General features: G+C 43.2%; 20 protein-coding genes. 2 read left to right on the top strand and 18 right to left on the bottom strand.

Translation table 11 applies throughout. The annotated features are described in order from the left end of the window. Window positions 1-468 (bottom strand): LeuD/DmdB family oxidoreductase small subunit, encoded by a 468-nt coding sequence (locus tag BLV86_RS10230; RefSeq protein ID WP_090816840.1) that lies wholly within the window; start codon window positions 466-468, stop codon window positions 1-3. Window positions 469-844: 376 nt separating this feature from the next. On the opposite strand from BLV86_RS10230, the gene BLV86_RS10225 reads away from it, so the two are divergent. Then, on the top strand, window positions 845-1729 hold the full coding sequence (locus BLV86_RS10225) for a LysR family transcriptional regulator (protein ID WP_090816836.1): 885 nt from the start codon (window positions 845-847) through the stop codon (window positions 1727-1729). 226 nt (window positions 1730-1955) lie between these two features. Next, entirely contained in the window at window positions 1956-2816 is an 861-nt protein-coding gene (locus tag BLV86_RS10220) for an Mrp/NBP35 family ATP-binding protein (RefSeq protein WP_090816833.1), read from the top strand. A 224-nt stretch (window positions 2817-3040) separates the two neighbouring features. On the opposite strand, the gene BLV86_RS10215 is transcribed toward BLV86_RS10220, so the two are convergent. From BLV86_RS10215 to BLV86_RS10140, 17 genes are all read right to left on the bottom strand, one after another. Further along, window positions 3041-3337 carry an HPr family phosphocarrier protein gene (locus tag BLV86_RS10215; RefSeq protein ID WP_031552274.1) on the bottom strand — a complete coding sequence of 99 codons (297 nt, stop codon included), beginning with the start codon at window positions 3335-3337 and terminating at the stop codon, window positions 3041-3043. 68 nt (window positions 3338-3405) lie between these two features. Continuing rightward, entirely contained in the window at window positions 3406-4164 is a 759-nt protein-coding gene (locus BLV86_RS10210; protein WP_175456502.1) for an epoxyqueuosine reductase QueH, read from the bottom strand. A 144-nt stretch (window positions 4165-4308) separates the two neighbouring features. Further along, complete coding sequence (gene rpoD / locus BLV86_RS10205) at window positions 4309-5517, bottom strand: RNA polymerase sigma factor RpoD (RefSeq protein WP_044916772.1); 1209 nt, start codon at window positions 5515-5517, stop codon at window positions 4309-4311. A 54-nt stretch (window positions 5518-5571) separates the two neighbouring features. Next, window positions 5572-5877: a DUF6637 family protein gene (locus BLV86_RS10200; protein WP_044916774.1), complete on the bottom strand. Its 306-nt coding sequence runs from the start codon at window positions 5875-5877 to the stop codon at window positions 5572-5574. A gap of 9 nt (window positions 5878-5886) precedes the next feature. Next, window positions 5887-6900, bottom strand: a complete 1014-nt coding sequence (gene argF, locus BLV86_RS10195; protein ID WP_090816826.1) for an ornithine carbamoyltransferase — start codon at window positions 6898-6900, stop codon at window positions 5887-5889. Window positions 6901-6923: 23 nt separating this feature from the next. Further along, window positions 6924-7727 (bottom strand): TrmH family RNA methyltransferase, encoded by an 804-nt coding sequence (locus BLV86_RS10190; protein ID WP_090816823.1) that lies wholly within the window; start codon window positions 7725-7727, stop codon window positions 6924-6926. Window positions 7728-7866: 139 nt separating this feature from the next. After that, entirely contained in the window at window positions 7867-10038 is a 2172-nt protein-coding gene (locus BLV86_RS10185; RefSeq protein ID WP_090816819.1) for an ATP-binding cassette domain-containing protein, read from the bottom strand. Between the two features lie 3 nt (window positions 10039-10041). Then, the gene (locus BLV86_RS10180; protein WP_090816817.1) at window positions 10042-12306 is read right to left on the bottom strand and encodes an NHLP family bacteriocin export ABC transporter peptidase/permease/ATPase subunit; all 2265 of its coding nucleotides are present in this window, start codon (window positions 12304-12306) and stop codon (window positions 10042-10044) included. 14 nt (window positions 12307-12320) lie between these two features. After that, window positions 12321-12836, bottom strand: coding sequence for a hypothetical protein (locus tag BLV86_RS10175; RefSeq protein WP_090816814.1), 516 nt, complete (start codon window positions 12834-12836; stop codon window positions 12321-12323). Window positions 12837-12905: 69 nt separating this feature from the next. Next, on the bottom strand, window positions 12906-13079 hold the full coding sequence (locus BLV86_RS17825) for a hypothetical protein (RefSeq protein ID WP_155991385.1): 174 nt from the start codon (window positions 13077-13079) through the stop codon (window positions 12906-12908). A gap of 2 nt (window positions 13080-13081) precedes the next feature. Further along, window positions 13082-15136: an NAD(+) synthase gene (locus tag BLV86_RS10170; protein WP_090816811.1), complete on the bottom strand. Its 2055-nt coding sequence runs from the start codon at window positions 15134-15136 to the stop codon at window positions 13082-13084. 96 nt (window positions 15137-15232) lie between these two features. Beyond that, on the bottom strand, window positions 15233-16696 hold the full coding sequence (guaB, locus tag BLV86_RS10165; protein WP_090816808.1) for an IMP dehydrogenase: 1464 nt from the start codon (window positions 16694-16696) through the stop codon (window positions 15233-15235). Between the two features lie 275 nt (window positions 16697-16971). Continuing rightward, window positions 16972-19056: a clostripain-related cysteine peptidase gene (locus BLV86_RS10160; RefSeq protein ID WP_090816804.1), complete on the bottom strand. Its 2085-nt coding sequence runs from the start codon at window positions 19054-19056 to the stop codon at window positions 16972-16974. 196 nt (window positions 19057-19252) lie between these two features. Then, window positions 19253-19876: a type IV pilin protein gene (locus BLV86_RS10155; protein ID WP_090816801.1), complete on the bottom strand. Its 624-nt coding sequence runs from the start codon at window positions 19874-19876 to the stop codon at window positions 19253-19255. Window positions 19877-20252: 376 nt separating this feature from the next. Further along, a complete protein-coding gene (locus BLV86_RS10150; RefSeq protein WP_090816798.1) occupies window positions 20253-20744 on the bottom strand; it encodes a hypothetical protein in 492 nt (163 codons plus the stop codon). A gap of 204 nt (window positions 20745-20948) precedes the next feature. Further along, window positions 20949-22571, bottom strand: coding sequence for a chaperonin GroEL (gene groL / locus BLV86_RS10145; protein WP_031552316.1), 1623 nt, complete (start codon window positions 22569-22571; stop codon window positions 20949-20951). A gap of 107 nt (window positions 22572-22678) precedes the next feature. After that, complete coding sequence (locus BLV86_RS10140) at window positions 22679-22969, bottom strand: co-chaperone GroES (protein WP_029200923.1); 291 nt, start codon at window positions 22967-22969, stop codon at window positions 22679-22681. Window positions 22970-23188 lie beyond the last annotated feature (219 nt).

The raw sequence follows: 23188 nt of genomic DNA, 5'->3' as shown, positions 1-23188 counted from the left end.
TCATCCCTCCAGTGATGCCAGAAGTCCGCCCTGATCCAGTATATTCTTCATATATGAAGGAACCCTGGTGCAGGCATATTTCTCTCCGTTAACGGAAACATAGCCCTCTTCCATATTGAGTTCCATTTCATCCCCACGTTCAACATGGTCATAAACATCGCTGCAAACTATTACCGGCACACCCAGATTTATGGAGTTACGATAGAAAATACGTGCAAATGACTTTGCCAGTACTGCTTTTATTCCACAGGCCTTAAGCACCGCCGGTGCCTGCTCTCTTGAGGATCCGCATCCGAAATTCTCATCCGCAACTATAAAATCTCCCGGTTGCACCTCTTTGATGAAATCTCCGTCAAGAGACTCAAAGGTATGTGTTTTCATCTCTTCAATAGTCGGATACAAAAGATACTGGGACGCAATGATCTGGTCGGTATCTACATCCTTTCCGTATTTGAAAATTTTTCCCATACTGGTTTTTCTCCTCCTCATCTATAAATGCATGTTTTTCGCCGTTTATCTCTGACATACAGATGCAGATCTGATCAGCTCCTATATATGATTGTTTACCGCGCATTCTTTTAAATCAACTATAACATCAGCCTTTCTATAATTCTAATATATGTTTTTGATGTGTATTATGCTTTTTAGTTATTTTCTTTCGTGGTTTTTTCTCCAAAACATTCAAAAGTTATACTAATATCTATCATAAATAATCTTGTGTTATGGCGTGAAGATATGTTATAGTACTCATAAATTTGATTTGCAAGAGGAATATCGACATCTCTTCAAAGATTCATTAGCTAGGATTGTAGACATATGCTCCCAAGGAAAGAAGGTACATCAGATGGATCAGAATTTATCAGGCTACAAAATATTCTACGAAGTTGCAACTTGCGGAAACATTTCCAAAGCAGCAAAGAAACTTTACATTTCACAGCCGGCAATTTCAAAGTCAATAGTCAAGCTTGAAGACGGATTGGATACCAAGTTATTTAACCGTAATTCAAGAGGTGTCACCTTAACCGAAGAAGGTCAGATCCTCTATAAATACATAAAGGATGCCTTTGATAATATCAATAACGCAGAAGTTGAGCTCAAGCGAATGAAGGAATTCAACATTGGACATATCCAGCTTGGCGTTTCCACAACTCTTTGCCGTTACATCCTTCTCCCCTATCTGCAGAAATTTATGGAGCAGTTTCCAAATATCCGTGTATCCATCAACACACAGGCCACTGCCCAGACTCTTAACCTCATTGAGGCTAAAAAGATAGACGTAGGTCTTACAGCAGAGCCTAAGAGCAGACGTCCGGAAATCCGTTTTGTTAACTCAAGACAGATTCATGACGTATTTGTTGCTACTCCGGGATATATGGAGAATTTGAGATCCATCTGCGGACCCGATTTTAATGTATTTGAAGAAGCAAACCTCATGCTGCTGGATCAGAATAATATGACAAGACGCCATATCGATGACTACTTTAAGGCCATGAACATTGATCCGGCTCAGATCCTCGAAGTAACTACTATGGATCTCCTTATCGAGTTTGCAAAAATCGGCATCGGTGTAAGCTGTGTTGTACGTGAATTTGTACAGAAGGAGCTTGATGAAGGTTCACTTGTGGAGATTCCTCTCCAGCTTCCGATTCCTTCCAGAAACATCGGATTTGTATTCAATTCAGGAAATACTTCAAAATCTCTGGATGCATTCCTTAGTATTCTGGATTAACGATCATTCACATAAAGCCATAGGATTCTTTCGAAAGGCTTTGAACAGGACTGTAAAATCCATAACACTTATATCATTTAATACAATCTAAAGACCATCGTTTCATGGACGATGGTCTTTTTCTATGGTAAAATCCTATATTAAGCGCTGTCAGAACTGATTACGCTAATGATTCAAAAGCACCGATGAACACTAAGTAAACTGGTGCCGAAAGGAGTTAATATATATGGCAGAATTAGAAAACCAGACACCGGGATCCTGCAATTCCAACTGCAGCTCCTGCGGAACGGATTGTCCCTCTCGTAACGGTGGCACACCTGACTTCAAAGCAAAGCTTGCAGAAGGCTGCAGTGTAAAGAAAGTTATCGGAATAGTTTCCGGAAAAGGCGGAGTCGGCAAGTCAACCGTAACCTCTCTTCTTGCTTCCGGCACAAATAAGGACGGTTATAAAACCGCAATACTTGATGCGGACATTACCGGCCCATCTATTCCGAAAGCCTTCGGATTATCAAATGACGGAGTAGGTATGACCATAGACGGAAAGCTTATGATTCCTGACAAGTCAGCAAACGGAATCGAGATCATCTCCGCTAACCTTCTTCTTGAAAACGAAACCGATCCCATCATCTGGAGAGGTTCTCTTATAGCTCAGGCTGTTAAACAGTTCTGGTCTGAAGTCAACTGGAAGGATATCGAGTTCATGTTCGTAGATATGCCGCCCGGAACAGGTGATGTACCTCTTACAGTATTCCAGTCTCTTCCTATTGACGGAATCATCATTGTAACATCTCCTCAGGAGCTTGTATCCATGATCGTTACAAAGGCAGTTAATATGGCTGCAAAGATGAATGTTCCTATCGTGGGTCTCATCGAGAATATGTCCTACTTAAAATGCCCTCACTGCGGCGAAGAAATACACGTTTTCGGTGAGAGCCATATAGATGAAGTTGCTGCAGAGCACGGTCTCAAAGTTCTCGCAAAGCTTCCTATGGATCCCAAAAATTCAGCATATATGGATGCCGGTGCTGTTGAGGCCATCGACCTTCCTGAAATGAAAGAAGCAATAAAAGCAATTGAAGCAATATAAATAACGATCCAAGAGCCATTGTGGACGGTTCTCGCCGGTGAGAACCGTCCACAATGGCTCTTCTAAATAGAACGCGGCCGGGAGTCTCCTCCCGACCGCGCTTTTGCAAATCAGACAGCCGCACCCCTTACAAAGTGTCAGTCATCCGCTCACTAACCAATATTCATTTTAAAAAAACTTCAGTCTAATCTATCTATAACATCAGAATCATCTGATGAAATCTCTCAAAATACTCTATCCTCACTGTTAAACTCTGTTCCTTCGCCCAACCCCGAAGAAATAGCATTTATAATTGCTTCCAGAGCTTCTTCCTCATCAGGTCCTTCACACTCTACTCTTAAGTGTGCGCCCTGCTTGACTCCTGCAGCCATTACGTTAAGAACAGACTTGGCAACTATCTTGCGATCGCCATTGTATAAGTAGATATTACTCTTATACTTTATACTGGTCTGTGTCAAAACTCCTGCAGGTCTAAGATGTAATCCTGACTCATTAACTACGGTTACTTCTCCTGATACCATTTGTAATCCTCTTCCTAAAAATTATTATTTCGGGTAAAAGAAATAAATTTAACGGGTTGATTATAACTCTATTTATCTCTAAACGCCATACGTTCTTCCCGTTCTTTTTCGCTGGCAGCTTTGGAAAATTCACAGCCGCAGAAATCCTGCCTGTATAGATCATACTCCCGGGACAGTTCGATGGACTTTTGATATCCACCATTTTTTTTGAAATCCGAAGGAAGAAATGCTTCTCCATGGTTTGTACCCACCTCTTCACCAATCCTGTTAAGGATCTCCGCTGATTTCATCGGAGAAATAGTAAGGGTTGTACAGAAATAATCATAGGGCATTTCACCGGATTCATTACCGGACTCGGCACCATCTCTTACGGCATCCATATATGCTGCGGTTTTCTCCAGTCTCTGACGATAACACAGGTGGCATCTCTCTCCGCGTTCCGGATCTTTTTCGTGTCCCCGGGCGATTTCCAGGAATTCCTTATGATCATACTCAGGAACCACCACGGAAACTTTTCCCAGCATATTTCCGTCTTCATCAGTCCTTTCCATGTCTATCCCCATCTCATGTGTGAGTCTTTTCAGCTCAGATACTCTGTGTTCGAACTCCGTTTTTGTAGAAATATTGGGATTATAGTAAAAAAGGGTAATGTCAAAATATTTGCACATATGATCCAGAACAGCGCTGGAACAAGGCGCACAGCAGCTATGAAGGAGCAGTCTTGGCCTTCTCCCCTTTTTTTCAGGATCCTTCTGCCATGACTCAATGATCTTGTCCAAAAGCATTTTATAATTTTTTGTATTTGGTTCCGGCTTTATATACTCCATTATCTTCCTTTCACAACTCATATTTATTCGGATTTATCCACCGGGGACGGTTCTCGCCGGCGAGAACCGTCCCCGGTGGATACCATGTGAAAAAGATAGCCGGCATCAAAGCCGGCTACCTGTCTTTAACAATCAAATCATTTATCACTGAAGGAAATCTCTGATCCGCTTTGAACGGACAGGATTCCTGAGTTTACGAAGAGCCTTCGCCTCGATCTGACGGATACGCTCACGGGTAACATTGAACTCCTTGCCTACCTCTTCCAGAGTTCTCGGATGACCGTCCTCAAGTCCGAATCTGAGGACTATAACCTGACGTTCACGTTCTTTGAGGTCCTCGAGAAGTGAATCGATATGCTCTCTCAGCATTACGGATTCAACATTTCCCTCAGGAGATACGATATTGGAATCTGCAACAAAATCTCCGAGATTTGAGTCATCCTCTTCACCAATAGGTGTCTCAAGAGAAGCCGGTTCTCTGGCGATTTGCATGATCTCCTGAACCTTCTCCTCAGTCATATCAAGATGCTCTGCAAGCTCCTTAACACTTGGCTCGTATCCAAGTTCCAGTGTAAGTTTACGCTGCATCTTTGACATCTTGTTTATTGTCTCTACCATGTGAACCGGCACACGGATAGTTCTGGCCTGATCCGCTAAAGCTCTGGTTACAGACTGTCTGATCCACCAGGTTGCATATGTAGACAATTTAAAACCTTTTTCCGGATCAAACTTCTCAACACCCTTGATAAGTCCCAGATTTCCTTCCTGAACCAGATCCAGGAAGCTCATGCCTCTGCCTGTATATCTCTTTGCAATGGATACCACCAGACGAAGGTTTGCCTCGATAAGACGCTGCTTTGCATCCTCATCTCCGTTAGCCTTACGCGTAGCAAGACTATACTCTTCCTCAGCCGTAAGAAGCGGAACTGTTCCGATTTCCTTGAGATACATACGTACAGGATCTTCAGTACCTATACCTTCAAGCAGATTGACAGCATCCAGATCTACATTTTCCTCTTCTTCTTTTTCAAGCTCATCATCTATGGGTTCGATATCATCATCTGCATCACCGAGAAGAACTCCTGTTTCCATTCCCTTCAAAACAGATTCATCAACGATTGGATTGATCTCGATGCCACGGTTTTCTATGAGACGACCGATATTCTCCATCTGTTCCTCAGTTATATCATCTGATGCGAACATCTCATTTATGTCGGACTGATCGATTGAGTTTTTATTGCTCTTGCCCTTTTTACACAGCAGCTCTATCTTTTTTACAAGTTCCTCTTTGCTAAGCTCCTTCTTGTCAGAAGCCTTTGAAGCATTTTCACCAACACCCTTTTTATTAGCCATCTTTACTCCTTTTTATGGTTTAAACATCCGAAAATCCTTTGATCATTATTCTGTTTAAAACCAAATAGATACTGCCGAAATGATTCCTATTCCAAAAATGATCATTCCCGCGACAATCTGAAGCGAACCACGAAAACGCTGCTTCTTGTCATGTTCGGTATCATATCTTGAAACTACCGTAACTCCGCAAATTATCTTAAGTGCGGCCGCAGCAAAAAATATCAAAGGAAACAATACCATATTATCGACAGGATTTGTGAAAGCCATAACTGACATAACAACGATCACTATCCCAAGAACGATATGTATGAGATCGATATTCTTTGCAGTACCTCTTGATACAGTATTTATTTTTGCCATCTGCACCTCTTACTTTCCGCCAAGTGTAGTGTAAATAACTGCTTTGATAGTATGCATACGGTTTTCTGCCTCGTCAAAAACCACGCTGTGGTCTGACTCAAAGACTTCGTTTGTCACTTCCATTTCCTTAAGACCGTATTTCTCATAAATATCCTTACCGATCTTTGTATTTGTATCATGGAACGATGGCAGACAATGAAGGAATACAGCATCTTTCTTTGCATAGGAAAATGCCTTTGCATTAACCTGATATGGACTGAGATCATGTATTCTCTTTTCCCAAACTTCATCCGACTCGCCCATGGATACCCATACGTCCGTGCATATAACATCAGCATCTGTACATGCCGTTTTAACGTCTTCTGTGAACTCAAGCACTGCCCCGTTCTTTGATGCTATCTCTCTGCAGGTCTCTATAAGTTCCTTGTTAGGCCAGTACTCTTCGGGAGCACAGGCTACGAAATGCATTCCAAGCTTTGCACAGGTTACCATATAGGAATCTCCCATATTGTATCTGGCATCACCCATATAAACCAGCTTCAATCCCTTGAGCTCTCCTTTGTGCTCACGTATGGTGAGCATATCCGCAAGCATCTGAGTCGGGTGGAATTCATTGGTAAGTCCGTTCCAAACCGGAACATCACTGTACTTTGCAAGTTCCTCCACGATACTCTGATCAAAGCCACGGTACTCGATTCCATCATACATTCTTGACAGAACTCTGGCTGTATCTGCAATAGATTCCTTTTTTCCTATCTGTGAACCGGTGGGGCCCAGATAAGTAGATCCCATTCCGAGATCTGAAGCCGCAACTTCAAAGGAACATCTGGTTCTGGTGGAATCCTTCTCAAAGATCAATGCAATATTCTTTCCCTCAAAGCTTGTCTTATGCATCGGCTGTCCGTTTACCGGACCTGCCTTTTTTTCAGCCTTTAAACGCGCTGCAATATCGAGAAGATAATTTATCTCCTCCGGTGAATAGTCAAGAAGCTTTAGAAAATCTCTTCCGGTTAAATCTGCCATAATATCCTCCCCTTTCTACACTGTCATCTGTTCATGCGCTGCCTTACCGTTTCATACATCAGTACAGTTGCTGCAACAGCTGCATTTAATGACTCGGTTTTTCCCATCATCGGAATACGCATATATGCATCCGACAGTGATGCGATCTCTTCACTGAGACCATTGCCTTCGTTTCCTATCATGAACGCAACAGGTTTACTGTAATCGAATTCCCAGTGGTTTTTCTCGCCCTTAAGGTGTGCAGCATAAATAGCTATGCCTTTATCCTTCATTCTTATTATTTCGGCGGAAAGGTCCTCACATATAATGAAAGGCATCCTGAACATTGCCCCCATTGTAGCTCTGACAACCTTGGGTGAATAAATATCGACACAGTTCCGATTCATGATTATTCCTTTTACTCCCGCAGCCTCAGCTGTTCTGAATATGGTTCCCATGTTTCCGGGATCCTGCAGGGTATCAAGGATGATAAAGAAATCTCCGGATAAAGATTTGTAATGTTTCTGTTTTACGATAGCAAGTATGCCCTGACTTGTTTTTGTGTCCGACATGAATTCCATGATCTGCTTTGACACCTGATATACAGCGATATCTCCTCCGGCTCTTGCATACGTACTTTTAACTTTATCCCACACTAAACCCTCTGGCATTCGTCCATGATAATCCGGAGTGACAAATATACGAACTATGGAATCTGCAGGGATCTCACTGCAAAGCCTCTCGCCTTCGGCTACAAAGAGACCTGTTTCCCGTCTCAGCTTTGCCTTCTTTTCAAGTTCCCTAACCTCTTTTACCAGTTTATTACCGGTAGATATGATCTTCTCCAATGATTCCCCTATCTGCCCACTCGATGAATGACTTATGCCATATTAAAAGAAAAAGTCTAAAGGGTGTGCACTATAAATATTGCTCACCATTTAGACTTTTTCAACTGTTTTATAAAAATAATATTATTTCCTGACCGGATCAGATATCTACCTGCTGACGTCTGATAAGTTCTGAAAAAAGTCCTCCTTTTTCCATAAGCTCTTCATACTTGCCGTCTTCAACTATCTGCCCGCCGTCAAGCACTATTATTCTATTGCATTTTTTTATCGTACTTAACCTGTGAGCGATCACAATACGGGTACACTTAAGCACTGAAAGTGACTCTGCTATCTGATCCTGGGAAATATTATCCAGAGCACTGGTTGCCTCATCAAACATAAGAATCTTAGGCTTGCAGGCTATAGCCTGCGCTATCATCAGCCTCTGTCTCTGACCACCTGATATGGTACCGCCGCTCTCGGAGATCATGGTCTGCATTCCCAGCGGCATAGCCCTGATATCATCTGCTATATCAGCCATTTCTGCCGCCTTCCAGGCTTCCTTCATGGTAAGTCCCGGACAGGCGATGGAAATATTGGAAAAAATCGTACCTGCGAAAAGATGTGCATTCTGAAGCACAACTCCGATATTTCTGCGCAGTCTCTTTAAGTCAATGGAGTCCAGATCTCTTCCGTCATAATAGATTCCGCCCTCAGTGGGAGTCTCGAATCCGAGAAGAAGACGCATAAGGGTGCTCTTGCCGCATCCCGTATGTCCGACTATGGCCACATACTGTCCAGGCTGTATCTTTAAATTAATGCCCTTAAGAACCATGGGGCCTTCTTCGGAGTATCTGAAGCTTACGTTACTAAGCTCTATTCCGCCTGTCATACGTGGAATAGGCTTTTTACTTTCTCCTACTTCAGGAACAGCTTCAAGAATAGGCATCAGCTCTCTGGACAAAGGCTTGATCATACAAATCTCTCCCTCAACGGAGATCAAAGCAGAAAAGGCCGCCTGGAACAATGTAAACGCCGAAGAAAAAGCCATAAAATCAGCTTCACTCAGATTCTTTTCCACTGCAATCACACAAAGCACCACTGTACCCGCAAGAACGATAAACTCTTCAAGAACTACGGGAAGAGTTGTTATGGTGGGAGCATTGTAATTACAGTCAGACTCCTCTTTGAAAAGCTTCGCCCACTTGGCAAATGCCCTTTTCTCGGCACCTGCAAGCTTTATTTTCTGTATTCCCGAAAAAAGCTGATAGGTAAGTCCGTTTATCTTGGACTTGACCTCCAGAAGAGTAAAATTCCAGTCCTGCTGTATCCAGGCGATGACAACAAAGAAAAAAATCTGTATGGCAACTATGGCCATAGTAACAGGAAAAAGCTGAGGCACCATTATCATAATTTCAATAAGATATGCAACGGCAAGAACAGCCCCGACTATGGCAGCAAGAGCAATGTTTGTGGCCTTTTCAACGATCTCCTTTCCTGCCATGATTCTTCTCTGCATCTCTCCGGAATTATGATTCTCAAAGAACTGTACCGGAAGGTTCAGCACTCTTCCCATGATCCCACCCTCGGAAGCAATTTCAGCTTTTCTCTGAATGGTACGGAGGGACAGATTCTTACTCAGTTTTATCAGCATTGTCGCAACAAGAATGCCTAAATAATTGGCCGCTATGACCATGAGAGCCCTTCCGTTTTTCATAGGGATGATGGTATTGAATATATATTGGGTAAATATCGGCGTCACCAGCCCCATCAGGCTGACCATCATACTGAGAAGAATAAAATAAATGATCCTGTAAATTCTTATCTCCGTCACTATGTACCTGAAATAATCCATGAGGTTCATCTTCTTTATAGGCATGGGCCTGTAGAAAACGAGAGCCTCCCCTGTGAAGATATCCACATTATCTTTACGGGCTTTGATATATTTTCCGCTTTTATAATCATACCACTGGTATCCTCCGAAATTCTTCGGAAGAAGTGCCATGGCTTCCCCGGTTTTGGTATAAGCCAGTATCGGATTGGCGTCATGAATCCACCATCCCTTTTTAAGCTTGACATGTCTTTTCATGATACCGGTCGGGCTGAGCATAAAATTCATACGGTCTTCAAAGGAGTCCAGAATGCTCGGCGGATCTTCATATCTTACACCGTAGTATATGAGAATTTCCTTCAGGGCATCATCCCTTGTTCCCTTACTCTGGAAGTAAACTTCTTCTCCCATGACCGCCGCACGGAGTTCACCCAGAGCCCGTTCCATGGCATCATTATCATTTTTTCTTCTGGTTTTTATCTGATTATCAAGAAGCCCCATTACTTACTCCATCATAATAAGCTGGCGATACAAGCCATCCCTCTCCATAAGTTCATCATGTGTTCCTCTGTCAACGATCTTGCCCTTATCCATAACGATGATCTCGTCACACTCACGGATGGTAGAGAGACGATGGGCAATAACTATTATGGAAATGCCTCGTTCCCTGATGGACTCCATGACCTTATATTCGGTCTCCGCATCAAGTGCGCTGGTGGCTTCATCAAGTATAAGTATGGACGGATCCTCTGCAAGGACTCTTGCGATTTCTATACGCTGTCTCTGTCCTCCGGAAAAGTTCTTTCCATTCTCCCGGATCATACCATGATAACCGCCTTCTCTTGAAATGATCTCATCATGGATATGGGCGTCTCTTGCGGCAAGGATAATGTCAAAGTCCTCTATGGATTTGTCCCAAAGAGAAATATTTTCAGATATCTCATCCTCAAAAAGAACTATATCCTGATCCACAACTGACAATGAACTTGTGAATATATCCCTCGGAATATTATCTATAGGTGTTCCGTCATAAAGAATTTCGCCTGACCAGGGTTTATAAAGCCCTGACAGAAGCTTCGCCATGGTGCTCTTTCCACAGCCTGAATATCCAACGAATGCAACACTGCCGCCTGCAGGAACCTTCAGGGAGAAATCCTCTATAAAAGGAGCCGACAGTTTACTGTATCCAAAAGTCACATTCTTAAACTCAATTTCTCCGCTTAACTTTTCAGGATTCTCATTTTGGAACAGTCTTTCCACTATATGATCCCTTTTTAAGTCCCTCTCCTCATCATCCGGATTTTCATCCTGATCTTCATCCGACTCTGAATCCGTTTTTGATTTAGCTAAAATGATTCCGGCGTTTTCCATCTCCTCGTCAAAAGTTTCCGGAACATCCGCCTTATATCTCATTACATCTTCTACTCTGTTGATGGCATTGACCAGCTCCTGGAACTGTTGTCCCACTGAAATCAGACTCTGTAGCGGGGTGGAAACATTACCGAGAAAGCCCTGAATGGCAAGAAGCATACCTACCGTAATCTCGCCCTTTAATATAAACCAGGCACCGGCTGTAACAACCGCCCAGTTTGCGAGATCCTTCAGGAATCCCAGATATACTTCCAGACGGGCACCACGGGTGGTATTGCCATAATTCAGAAAATTGGCCTGAAGACCTGCCCATCTTTCAAAATATTCATCCTCTACTCCCGAGGCTTTTATGGTTTCTATCATCTCGACCCCGGCGATGGTTACATTATCCATGCGGCCCTTATACTGAAGCTGGGCACGGTTCCTGTTTATATCCACCGAAGTTGCTCTCTGGGTAAGCACAAGGTTCATAAACAGCACCATAACCCCAAGAAGGGTAAGCGTTACCGAATAATGAAGCATGGCTGCCACATAGAATATGGTAAAGCATACCTCGATAAGTATCGGAGCCAGACTCTTGATAAGAAGTCTTGCTATATTCTGGTTACTTTCCTGTCTCTGAACAACATCTCCCACATAACGCTGCTTGAAAAACTCTACCGGAAGATGGAGTACGTGCCACATAAACCTCATTCCGGCGTTAACACCAAGCTTTGCCTCTACCTGCAGACCATATACAGCTTCCACAATGGAAGCAATTCCGATGAATCCGGCCATCAATCCCATGAATCCGATAACTGTGACAAACCATTCCTCGTTTGAACCCGTCAGAATATAATCAAGATATACTCTGTTCAGAAACGGACTTATGAGACCGCCAAGTCCCACCAGAATCGAAAAAAGTACAGCAGCCAAAAATGTATTTTGGGAGTTTTTCAGTCTGCTGCTTACAAAATGGATAACCGTATCGGGATGACCTTCCTTTTTAAATTCAGGTCCCGGTTCAAGCTTCAATACAACTCCGGTGTAGGATACATCAAACTCTTCCATGGAAACATAAACCTTTCCCATGGCCGGGTCTATGATTTCAACCTTATCCCCGTCAAATCCGCAAAAAACCACAAAATGACTGAAATTCCAATGAAGTATCAGGGGAACAGATACATTTTTGAGCGCATCAACAGAAGCCCGGTAGCCACCTCCCACCAGACCGTAATTTCGTGCAGCCAAAACCAGGTTCAGAGCATTACTTCCATCTCTGTTTATGGCACAATCCTGACGAACCTGCTCAAGAGAAACCCATTTCCCGTAGTATCCCAATATCATATTGAGACAGGCAGCACCGCACTCTGTATTTTCCATCATCATAACTACAGGAATATTTTTGATCCTACTCATATGCCTCCCATAAGTCAGTCAAACAGTATTTTATATGGCGGTCTCTCTTCCACCACAACCTTTGCCTTTAGTTCGGCATTGATGGCAAGCTTATCTTTATCTTCATCCTCAACTGTTACGATAACAGAGCTAACCCAATCGGTGTCTTTCAGGTTATTTTCAAGCAGCCATGGAGCATTAACAGCTTCTCCTGCATTGTAATAAGACACGCTCATGCCAACAAGATCAACTGTTCCGATAATGCTGTTTTTCTCATCACTTACTATGACCTTCATTCCGGGTTCCACACGATGAGCTTCCTGAGAAGACACAAAGCAGGTTATACCCCTTGGGGTTCTGATGCCGATGGCAGATACTGTTTCGGGAACGCTGCCAAAGATTCCCCACAGGATAGCAGCACCTATAGTTATAAATAATGCCACTATCAAAGCCCACGTATTGGGTCCCGGTATATCCAGGAACTGATCCAGCTTCTCCGGGGAATTGATATGCTCATAACTTTTCTTTCTAAAGAGCTGTTTTTTATCCATATTTTTTACCAAGCACCTCTGTTGAAATAACAATTGATGAAAAGTATCTCATAAAAATCCGGTATATCCTTATAACCTGACACTTTCAGGTATGATCATCTCCTGGCCGCCCATTACTTTTTTCAGATCCTGATCCGGTATGGGTTCGAATCCGGAAAAGCCATCGAAAAACTCTATTTCCGCAGATTCATTTAAATCTTCCTTTTTTTCAAGAACTTTTTTGTCATCTTTTATATTTTCCATGATTACCTCATTTCTTTTAACTCTTCAATCCAAAGAGCAACTACCGCATCACTTGGCATTCTCAGATCTCCTCTCGGTGAAACCGCCACAGAACCAACCTTTGGTCCGTCGGGGAGACAGCTTCTCTTGAACTGCTGGGAGAAAAATCTCCAGTAGAACTTGTTTAACCATTTGAATATCTCATCTGCTTCGTATATCTCAGCATTGTCCGAATCACCCTGGTTTTCCTTTGAGAAAGCCTTCAGAGCCAGCATATAAACCTTTTTCGGACTGAAACCGAATCTCATTATCTGATAGAGGAAGAAATCGTGGAGCTCATAAGGTCCCACCAGATCCTCTGTCTTCTGGGATATCTTTCCGTCTCCTGTAGGAGGAAGAAGCTCCGGGCTTACAGGTGTATCAAAGATATCATAAAGACATGAGCTTAATGCCTTATCCTCTGAAGTATCCGCTACATACTTAACCAGATATCTCACCAAAGTTTTCGGAACTCCTGCATTAACCGCATACATGGACATGTGGTCTCCGTTATAGGTAGCCCATCCGAGAGCAAGCTCGCTGAGATCTCCGGTTCCGATAACTATTCCGTCAGTCTGATTTGCGATATCCATGAGTATCTGGGTTCGCTCCCTTGCCTGGGAATTCTCATAAGTAACAGAATGATCCTCAGGGTCATGTCCGATATCCCTGAAATGAAGTAATACCGATTCCTTGATATTAATCTCCCTCAAGGTAGCGTTAAGTCTCTTTGTCAGGGTTACGGCATTGTTATAGGTCCTGTCTGTGGTTCCGAAGGCCGGCATGGTTACAGAGATAATGTTTTCTCTTGGCAAACCCAGCATATCAAAAGCTCTTGCGGTTACCAGAAGTGCAAGTGTGGAATCAAGACCTCCCGAAATACCTATAACTGCAGTTTTGCAGCCAATGTGCTCCAGTCTCTTCTTGAGACCCAATGCCTGGATGGTGAATATCTCGTTACATCTCCGGGTTCTTTCCTGCTGGTTTCCCGGCACAAAGGGTTTAGGATCAACGTATCTCATGAGATCGGCAGCCTCTGCAAAAAGTCTTTCATGAACCGGTCCCTCTGATGATATATCAGCTTCGACCGGTTCGATTTTTTTACCATTTACATTCTCCGGTTCAAAGCTGAATCTGACAATCTCATATTTTTCTCTCAGCTCCTCAGAAACAGAAGGATATGTGGTTGTTCTTGATCTCTCCTGATCCAGCTTCTGGAGGTCGATATCCGCAATGTAGAGTCCGGTCTCAAAACGCTTTCCTTCTTTAACTATGGAACCATTCTCCGCAATGATATCCTGTCCTCCGAAAACAAGGTCCGTTGTTGACTCACCGTCCCCGGCATTGGTATAAATATAAGCCGCCACAAGTCGGGCACTGGTGGAACGAATAAGCTCCCGGCGGTAGCTGTCCTTTCCGACTGTTTCGTCAGAAGCTGACGTATTGGCAATAACTGTGGCTCCCGCAAGGGCATGCTTTGTGGAGGGAGTTTCCGGAACCCATACATCCTCACATATCTCAGCTGCAAGAACAAAATCCTTAAGGTCTTCGGCTTCAAGCAGTATATTCATACCGAAGGGGATCTCATAAATCTCTCCGGTTGCCTTCGACCTGTGCTTTAAAAATCTCACATCCTCGTTGCCCGGAGTGAACCATCTTCTCTCATAAAACTCTCCATAATTAGGAAGATTCTTCTTGGGAACTATCCCAAGAATCCGTCCATCGTGAATAAACGCAGCAGCATTATAAAGCTTATGATCTGTGTACCAGGTGGTGCCAACTACAACAACAATTTCTCTTCCTCTGGTTTCTTCCGCAAGTTCATCCAGTGCTTTTTCTGCTTTATCAATAAGAATCGTCTGGTGGAACAGATCCGCACAGGTATATGCCGTTAATGCAAGCTCCGGGAAAACGATAAGCCTTGCTCCCTGTTTCTCAGCCTCTTCTATATTTTTGATTATCGCTTCTTTATTATGTGAAACATCCGCAACCTTTATTTTTGGTGTTGCGGAGGCAACCCTTATAAATCCTTCTATCATTGAAAAAGCCTCCGATTGATTTACTTTTATTTGATGTTGATTATACCACAAAAAAGCTGTTCCTTTCGGAACAGCTCGGAAAATAAATATTTGTTTTTAATTATCCTCAACTGAGTAGTTGGGTGCTTCCTTTGTGATGTGAATATCATGTGGATGTGATTCCTTCAGGGATGCACTTGAGATCTTTACGAACTCGCTTGTGCTCTGAAGTGTAGGAATATCCTTTGCACCGCAGTATCCCATACCTGCTCTGAGACCGCCCACAAACTGGAAGATAGTATCCTCTACTTTACCCTTGTAAGCAACACGTCCCTCAACGCCTTCAGGTACGAGCTTCTTGGCATTGGCCTGGAAATAACGATCTGCAGAACCATTCTTCTGCTTCATGGCACCCATTGAGCCCATGCCTCTGTATACCTTGTACTTACGTCCCTGATAAAGCTCGAACTCACCCGGAGCCTCATCACAACCCGCAAATACAGAACCCATCATAACTGTGTTTCCACCTGCTGCGATAGCCTTTACAACATCACCGGAATACTGAATACCACCATCTGCGATGATAGGTACACCATACTTTGAAGATACCTCGTAAGCATTCATAACTGCTGTGATCTGAGGAACACCGATACCTGCGACAACTCGGGTTGTACAGATAGATCCCGGTCCGATACCGATCTTAACACAGTCAGCTCCTGCCTTAATAAGAGCTTCAGTTGCGGCACCTGTGGCAACATTACCGGCAATGATCTGAAGATCCGGGAACTTCTCCTTGAGAAGTGATACACACTTAAGTACATTTCCGCTGTGACCGTGAGCAGAATCAAGTACTACAACATCAACATGTGCCTTTACGAGCTCAGCTGCTCTTTCTACAACATTGGCAGTGATTCCGAGAGCTGCACCGCAAAGAAGTCTTCCCTGTGAATCCTTTGCAGAGTTCGGATACTTCATCTGCTTCTCGATATCCTTGATGGTGATGAGACCCTTGAGAACTCCCTCATCATCTACGATAGGAAGCTTCTCAACCTTTGCCTTTGCGAGGATCTGCTTTGCCTCCTCAATAGTTGTTCCTTCCTTTGCTGTTATAAGATTTTCGGAAGTCATACACTCCTTTATCTGCTTTGTGAAATCCTCTTCGAAAACCAGATCACGGTTTGTGATGATACCCACAAGCTTACGATCCACTGTGATCGGTACACCTGAAATCTTGAACTTGGCCATAAGATCATTGGCATCCTTAAGAGTATGCTCCGGGCTAAGGAAGAAAGGATCTGTGATAACGCCGTTCTCTGAACGCTTTACCATATCTACTTCCTCTGCCTGCTGCTCGATAGACATATTCTTGTGAATAATGCCTATGCCGCCGCAACGTGCCATGGCGATAGCCATCTGATGCTCTGTAACGGTATCCATACCTGCAGAAATAAACGGGATGTTTAACTTTATTGTCTTTGTAAGATAAGTTGAAACATCAACAGAATTGGGAACAACCTCTGAATACTGAGGTACGAGCAGTACATCATCGAATGTGATGCCATCGCCGATAATCTTGGCCATCGGAAATCTCCTTTCAAAAAAAAAACAATCGCTGACACTTTTTAACATGTCACTCTGTCTGTTTAAAAGGTCCTTTTCCCCTTGAAGGGCTTGGATCCAGGTTATGAATGGGTATTTGTTATAAAATTTTAACGAGTATAACAAAAGGAGGATTTAAAATCAACCCTCCTTTTCATAAGCAATTCTATGTATGTTATTTAGAAATCTTAGTAATATCAACTTCTTAAGTCTGATGCACCGAACCGGGAAATATGCTATCTGCATAGCCACATACCTTATTCGGCATATTGCTTTATAAGCTGCTGATAGGAAGTACTGAAATTCAGTCCCTCATACTTTTTGAGCATTTTCTCCTTCTTTTCTGCATCTGTGCCGGGCTGCGGGAAATAAATGGTGAGACCGGATACACCGCCGTCATCGTTTGGAGTCACATATCTGCTGATTTCAACAGCGTTTTCAACAGAACTCCTTAGGGAGGCCGCTGCTTCCCTTATCTCTTTGTAATTGATGCCTTCGCTTCCGCTGCCTGTGAAGTTACTCTCTATTGCTCCGAGAAAGCTGCTGAAATCCACAAGATCATAGCTGTAATTGGGTGCAAATCTGTAAGCTTCCTTACTTGCCTGCCTCAGATGATCTCTTCCGTTTTCGGTTTTCTCAGCGCTCTTCAGAAGCTCTGCCAATGCCTTCAGCCTGTCGGAAGTGTTTCGCTTAAGGGCTTTAAGGTCCACCAGTGAATAAGCGCCTACCATTTCATCCTTGCCCTCACCTTTTCCCTTGTTTACGGCAATGAAATCATCTATAACCTGCTTACCCTGCTCTATAGCTGATAACTCGGGATTGCTGTTCAGCTTCTTCAACCAGTTTGTATAGTTAAGACCTATGCAATACTCATTATCTTCCGAAGCGATCATATAATCCACATGTGATGAAAGTCCGTAACCTGTTTCCATGGCGCCCATAAGTCTTGCATCAAAAAGCAGAAGATCCAGATCCATGTCTGCATTGCTGAGAGCTGTAGACATCTCTGTCAATGTAAGCTGCTCGCCTGAGCCGTTAACCTCATCATATCCAAAGCCGCTTACGGGTCCGCCGGACTGTCCCCAGAGAACCGCCTCATATCTCTTTGCAGGGAAGTTTTTCTTTACATATTTAAGAAAAGCTTCAAATGAATCACCATCTGTCATGCTGACTTCAGAAGTGTTTCCGCCATCGCCCAGATGGATAAGCTTTGTGCCGCTGATCATCCATCTTTCAATCTTTGACTCGTCAAACTCTTTGTCAGCCGTTGAGATGTTATGGAAATCCTTGGTTCCGCCGGTTTCGATGACAACATTAATATCATCTGTCTTCAGGTTTGCTGAAAGCATGGTCACAAGACTGTTGGCAGCAAGGTTTGATTTGGTTTCAAGAGAAGACCCTATCATATATACAAGAACCGTAAGCTTTTTCTTTTCCAATGGAAGAGTTACCGTACCACTGTTTGATCCGGTAGTACCTTCTGTCTTCTGAGCTTTTGTTTCTGCTTCGGTCTCTTTTTCAGTCTCCGCTGCGGTTTCCGTTTCTGCTACAGTCTCTTTTGTAGTCTCAGCAGGGGTCTCGGCCTCAACTGCATTTTTGGTCTCCTGAGCATTTTCTTCTGTTTCAGTTTCTGAATCTGAATTTGTATCAGAAGAGCTGTCCATATATGGCTCGTTGCTGAGAACGCTATTAGTTTCAGATGCCTTTTTTGTTCCATCAGCCTTATCAAGCTTTGCTCCGGATGAACCCACTCCCAAAATCTGATTGAGAGCTTCCTGGTCATCTGAAGCAGTATTGGCTGAAAAGCTGCCGGTTGATGCTTCTGTGGCAGCTGCCACGGTTGAAGCATTAGTTTCTTTTTCTTCGGAATTCACACTGCGTTCTGCTCCTGCCACTTTGCCTGATGCTGCACCTGAACTATTTCCGTTTGAAGCTTTCCTGCCGGATCCGGCAGCTGCTTTCGAAGCCCGATCTTCGCCTGTCGCAGCTGCCGTCTCCGCTGTTTCCGGAATTCCGGTTTCTATAGTAGTGTTGATTTTCTCTGACTGATTAAATGCAGCCTCTGTAAGGCCTTCATCGGTTGTGATCTTAATGACCTCTCCTGTAGTCTCAACCTCCGCAAGCTGCTCTGTCTGTTCCACTTCAACGGCACGATTAACGATTCCAAAAGCTATGGTTCCAAACAACAGCATAAAGGCTATAGTAAAGCCGGCGCCCAAAGCAAGAACCTTTTTATGCTTTCTGAAAAATTCCACGGAGTCCTTTTTAAACTCCTGTAACTCCTCGTTCTCCCAGGTTTCGTTATTATCTTCCTGTTTTTTTCTACTTTTGAATTCTCTCATTTCTCATAAACCCTTCCCTTTGAGAAGAAACGGTTCATTATTTCATGTTGCATAAACCGCTACTGTCTCTGTTTTTATATGTTAACCCAAATCTGCCTTAATTTGGTTGAAGTTATCCATACAAAAAAGGAACAGACTTTAATAAAAAAGTCTGTTCCTTGAATTTTGTAAGATTTTTGTAAAGACCGGCATATACCTAATTTGGATAGAGCCTTAAGCAGCGTTGAGGACCATTTATATTGGAAGCTTTGCCACCAATATAATTGGAATTAGTAGATTTCGTATTATCTTTCCAATAAACATCAATATGAGGCGTCGCTGCTTTTGCATAAATTGAAACCATAACAACCGCATTCCTATAGTCCTCTGTGGACTGATAAGCCTCTCCTGACTCACTACCTGATGGAACACGTGTTCCACCATCGACTTTAGTACCTTTGCCATAAACGTAACGTTTACCGTTCTTACCGGGAGGAAGTAAATCTCTTGTTCTATAAATTTTTCCTGTTCTTGGGTCATAGGCACCATATGCATTCCACGACTCCGGACCAGTAGACATTCGGTCCACGCTCAATCCGATATTTTTCTTTTCCGGATCAGTTTCATTATCTAAATCAGCGCTATATTTAACATAATCTCCTATATAATAATATTCCATTGCAGCCGCTGCCGCCGTGCGCATCAAAGCTATATCGTGCGCCTCTCTCGACTTTTCAAGCTGCACATTAAGGATAGGCAAACTTATTGCCACCAAAATACCCACGATAGCGCATACTATCAGCAACTCCGCTACAGTAAATCCTTTCTTAACGTATTTCATATCTATCTTTCCCCTCTAAAAAACAACTATTCTCACATTTCTATTTTAATCCATGTCATACTCATTATCCATGTTTAAACATTAAAAAAACGAAAAACTATAACAAAACCTTTATAAGCCTGCTTTAAATCTATATTCATGCAAATTCCCTCATTAAGACATACATATGAGCGTCTAATCACTTGTCGTACTACAAATTCTATATCGGCAGAAATACACATTTTTATTAGCAATCCGAAAAAGACACGGCCTACACTGAAATTCTTTAATACAAAAGAAACCTACACTGCAAAATGCAATGTAGGTTTCCTGCCAACGATTTTATTAACATATGTCACACAGTTAAAGATACTCCAAAAGGATTCTCTTTTATTTATCAATATGTCTTGTACTTCTGTGGTGTGTTTCTCCGAACCTGCTTAAGAAGTTCTTCTGTTCCTTCGATATACATACATGTCTTGTTTCCGTTCCTGATATAGATGTATGCATATTTCTTATCTTCGGAACCATTACCGGAGTAGTCCAGTACCTTTGCGTTACCAATTTCAGACTTTGCGGCATCGGATTTTTTCGGCGCAAAGAGGACAAGCTCTTCACCGTTTGTTTCAACGATCTTTCTTCTGCGGGATTTGTTCAGGACTTCGTCCAGTTCGAAGCTTCCGCCGAAATAGGTGTATTCGTATTCAACACTTGAAAACAGCCAGATTGCATAGTCTGCTGCCAGCATCGCAAGGAGCAAAAGCAGTGCAAATGCATACTGAAGGGCCAAAAAAAGTGAGATAACCGTAAGAACTGCTGCAATGCCCAATGCTGCTTTCCAGTATACAGGGTCATTTCTTTTCACCATGTGCTCTACATAATCGTCCATATAATTACCGCTCCTCTCATTTATAAACACAGATTTTCGCTGCTTATTTCCGATATACAGATGTCAATCTGTTTTACCCTAAAAAAAGCCCGAACTGCTTTAACACAGTTCGAGCTTAATTATACGAAATTTACACTAATGGTGCAATTCAAAGAATATCCTTCTTCGATTCAATAAGTTTGAAAGTTCAGGCTTTCACTTATATTACATCATTCCGCCCATACCCGGGTTTGGCATTGCAGGAGCTACAGGCTCTTTAATATCAGCTACAACCGCCTCAGTTGTAAGGAGTGTTGAAGCTACAGAAGCTGCGTTCTGAAGAGCTGTTCTTGTAACCTTGGCAGGATCGAGGATTCCGGCCTCAAGCATATCTACATACTCCTCGTGAAGAGCATCGAAGCCCTGTCCGTCCGGAGTCTCCTTAACCTTGTTTACGATAACTGCACCCTCAAGACCTGCATTGGAAGCGATTGTATAAAGAGGTGCCTCAAGCGCCTTAAGAATGATCTTTGCACCTGTCTTCTCATCTCCGTCAAGCTCCTCAACAACCTTCTCAACAGACTTCTGAGCATGAATGTAAGCTGATCCGCCGCCTGCGATAACACCCTCTTCAACTGCTGCACGTGTAGCATTGAGAGCGTCCTCCATACGGAGCTTGGCTTCCTTCATCTCTGTCTCAGTTGCTGCACCGACTCTGATAACAGCTACGCCGCCTGAAAGCTTTGCAAGTCTCTCCTGAAGCTTCTCTCTGTCAAAATCAGATGTGGTTGTAGAAATCTGCTGCTTGATCTCAGCGATACGTGACTCGATGTCAGACTTCTGACCTTCACCGTCAACGATAGTTGTCTTCTCCTTGGAAACCTTAACGGACTTAGCACGGCCAAGCTGCTCCATAGTTGTATCCTTAAGCTCGAGACCGAGATCTGAAGAGATAACCTGTCCGCCTGTAAGGATAGCGATATCCTGAAGCATTTCCTTACGTCTGTCGCCATAGCCGGGAGCCTTGACAGCAACTACATTGAAGGTTCCGCGAAGTTTATTAACAATAAGAGTTGTAAGAGCCTCACCCTCAACATCCTCAGCGATGATAAGGAGCTTAGCGCCGCTCTTTACGATGTTCTCGAGTACGGGAAGGATATCCTGGATGTTTGAAATCTTCTTGTCTGTGATAAGGATGTAAGGATCGTCAAGGTTTGCTTCCATCTTATCCATATCTGAGCACATATAAGCTGAGATATATCCTCTGTCGAACTCCATACCTTCAACTACATCAAGCTCTGTAAGCATGGTCTTTGATTCCTCAACAGTGATAACACCGTCCTTGGAAACCTTCTCCATAGCATCGGCAACCATCTCACCGACATGCTCGTCACCTGCTGAAATTCCGGCAACCTTAGCGATCTGATCCTTGCCCTTAACCTTTGAAGACTGAGCCTTGATTGACTCTACTGCAGCCTTAACTGCCTTGTGGATACCCTTACGAAGGATGATAGGGTTAGCACCTGCCTCGAGGTTCTTCATTCCTTCCTTAACGATTGCCTGTGCAAGAACTGTAGCTGTTGTTGTACCGTCACCTGCAACATCATTGGTCTTTGATGCAACTTCGCGAACGAGCTGGGCACCCATATTCTCGTAAGCATCCTTAAGCTCGATCTCCTTAGCGATGGAAACACCGTCGTTTGTGATAAGCGGTGCACCATAGCTCTTATCAAGAACTACGTTTCTGCCCTTAGGTCCGAGTGTAACCTTAACTGTATTTGCAACCTGATCAACGCCGGCCTCAAGTGCCTTTCTGGCCTCAACGCCGTACTTAATTTCTTTTGCCATTTTGAATTCCTCCTCAAGCTCTCCGCCGTTGCTTTTTCGAAATCACAGCGGTAAATCTGTATTAATCCTTCGATAACTCAGGCAAATGCTTTTGCCTCACAGTAATCTTACTTCTCTACAACTGCAAGAATGTCGTTCTGCTTAACAACTGTGTACTTGGTTCCGTCGATCTCAACCTCTGAACCCGCATACTTTGAGAAAAGAACGTGATCGCCAACCTTAACCTGCATTGTGATCTCTTTTCCGTCAACAACTCCGCCGGGACCTACTGCAACAACAACTGCCTGACCTGGCTTCTCCTTGTCATTCTGTCCGGGAAGAACGATACCGCTTGCTGTGGTCTCTTCCATCTTTTCTTTCTCAAGAACTACTCTGTCAAATAATGGAACTAACTTCATTTGATTGACCTCCTAATTTATTAACTTGTCCGGCTAGAACGGGATATAAGATTTTTACAAAAATCCACATCAAAGCTAACCGGATTTCTGTTTTTATGTCTAAAAAGACTTTTTCTCTAGCAACAAATCGTATTATAAAACGCATTATTAGCAACGTCAAGCATCGAGTGCTAACAATTTACAGATTTCACATTTATTTCACATTCAGTGAAGGGACAG

The sequence above is a fragment of the Oribacterium sp. KHPX15 genome (genome assembly GCF_900107835.1).
Classification (GTDB): domain Bacteria; phylum Bacillota; class Clostridia; order Lachnospirales; family Lachnospiraceae; genus Oribacterium.
This window is presented reverse-complemented; position numbering and strand designations above follow the sequence as displayed.

Bases quoted from the DNA above. Each gene is read 5' to 3' on its own strand.
- BLV86_RS10230 (WP_090816840.1), bottom strand. From the start codon at position 468: ATGGGAAAAATTTTCAAATACGGAAAGGATGTAGATACCGACCAGATC.
- BLV86_RS10225 (WP_090816836.1), top strand. From the start codon at position 845: ATGGATCAGAATTTATCAGGCTACAAAATATTCTACGAAGTTGCAACT.
- BLV86_RS10220 (WP_090816833.1), top strand. From the start codon at position 1,956: ATGGCAGAATTAGAAAACCAGACACCGGGATCCTGCAATTCCAACTGC.
- BLV86_RS10215 (WP_031552274.1), bottom strand. From the start codon at position 3,337: ATGGTATCAGGAGAAGTAACCGTAGTTAATGAGTCAGGATTACATCTT.
- BLV86_RS10210 (WP_175456502.1), bottom strand. From the start codon at position 4,164: ATGGAGTATATAAAGCCGGAACCAAATACAAAAAATTATAAAATGCTT.
- rpoD (WP_044916772.1), bottom strand. From the start codon at position 5,517: ATGGCTAATAAAAAGGGTGTTGGTGAAAATGCTTCAAAGGCTTCTGAC.
- BLV86_RS10200 (WP_044916774.1), bottom strand. From the start codon at position 5,877: ATGGCAAAAATAAATACTGTATCAAGAGGTACTGCAAAGAATATCGAT.
- argF (WP_090816826.1), bottom strand. From the start codon at position 6,900: ATGGCAGATTTAACCGGAAGAGATTTTCTAAAGCTTCTTGACTATTCA.
- BLV86_RS10185 (WP_090816819.1), bottom strand. From the start codon at position 10,038: ATGGGGCTTCTTGATAATCAGATAAAAACCAGAAGAAAAAATGATAAT.
- BLV86_RS10180 (WP_090816817.1), bottom strand. From the start codon at position 12,306: ATGAGTAGGATCAAAAATATTCCTGTAGTTATGATGATGGAAAATACA.
- BLV86_RS10175 (WP_090816814.1), bottom strand. From the start codon at position 12,836: ATGGATAAAAAACAGCTCTTTAGAAAGAAAAGTTATGAGCATATCAAT.
- BLV86_RS17825 (WP_155991385.1), bottom strand. From the start codon at position 13,079: ATGGAAAATATAAAAGATGACAAAAAAGTTCTTGAAAAAAAGGAAGAT.
- BLV86_RS10170 (WP_090816811.1), bottom strand. From the start codon at position 15,136: ATGATAGAAGGATTTATAAGGGTTGCCTCCGCAACACCAAAAATAAAG.
- guaB (WP_090816808.1), bottom strand. From the start codon at position 16,696: ATGGCCAAGATTATCGGCGATGGCATCACATTCGATGATGTACTGCTC.
- BLV86_RS10160 (WP_090816804.1), bottom strand. From the start codon at position 19,056: ATGAGAGAATTCAAAAGTAGAAAAAAACAGGAAGATAATAACGAAACC.
- BLV86_RS10155 (WP_090816801.1), bottom strand. From the start codon at position 19,876: ATGAAATACGTTAAGAAAGGATTTACTGTAGCGGAGTTGCTGATAGTA.
- BLV86_RS10150 (WP_090816798.1), bottom strand. From the start codon at position 20,744: ATGGACGATTATGTAGAGCACATGGTGAAAAGAAATGACCCTGTATAC.
- groL (WP_031552316.1), bottom strand. From the start codon at position 22,571: ATGGCAAAAGAAATTAAGTACGGCGTTGAGGCCAGAAAGGCACTTGAG.
- BLV86_RS10140 (WP_029200923.1), bottom strand. From the start codon at position 22,969: ATGAAGTTAGTTCCATTATTTGACAGAGTAGTTCTTGAGAAAGAAAAG.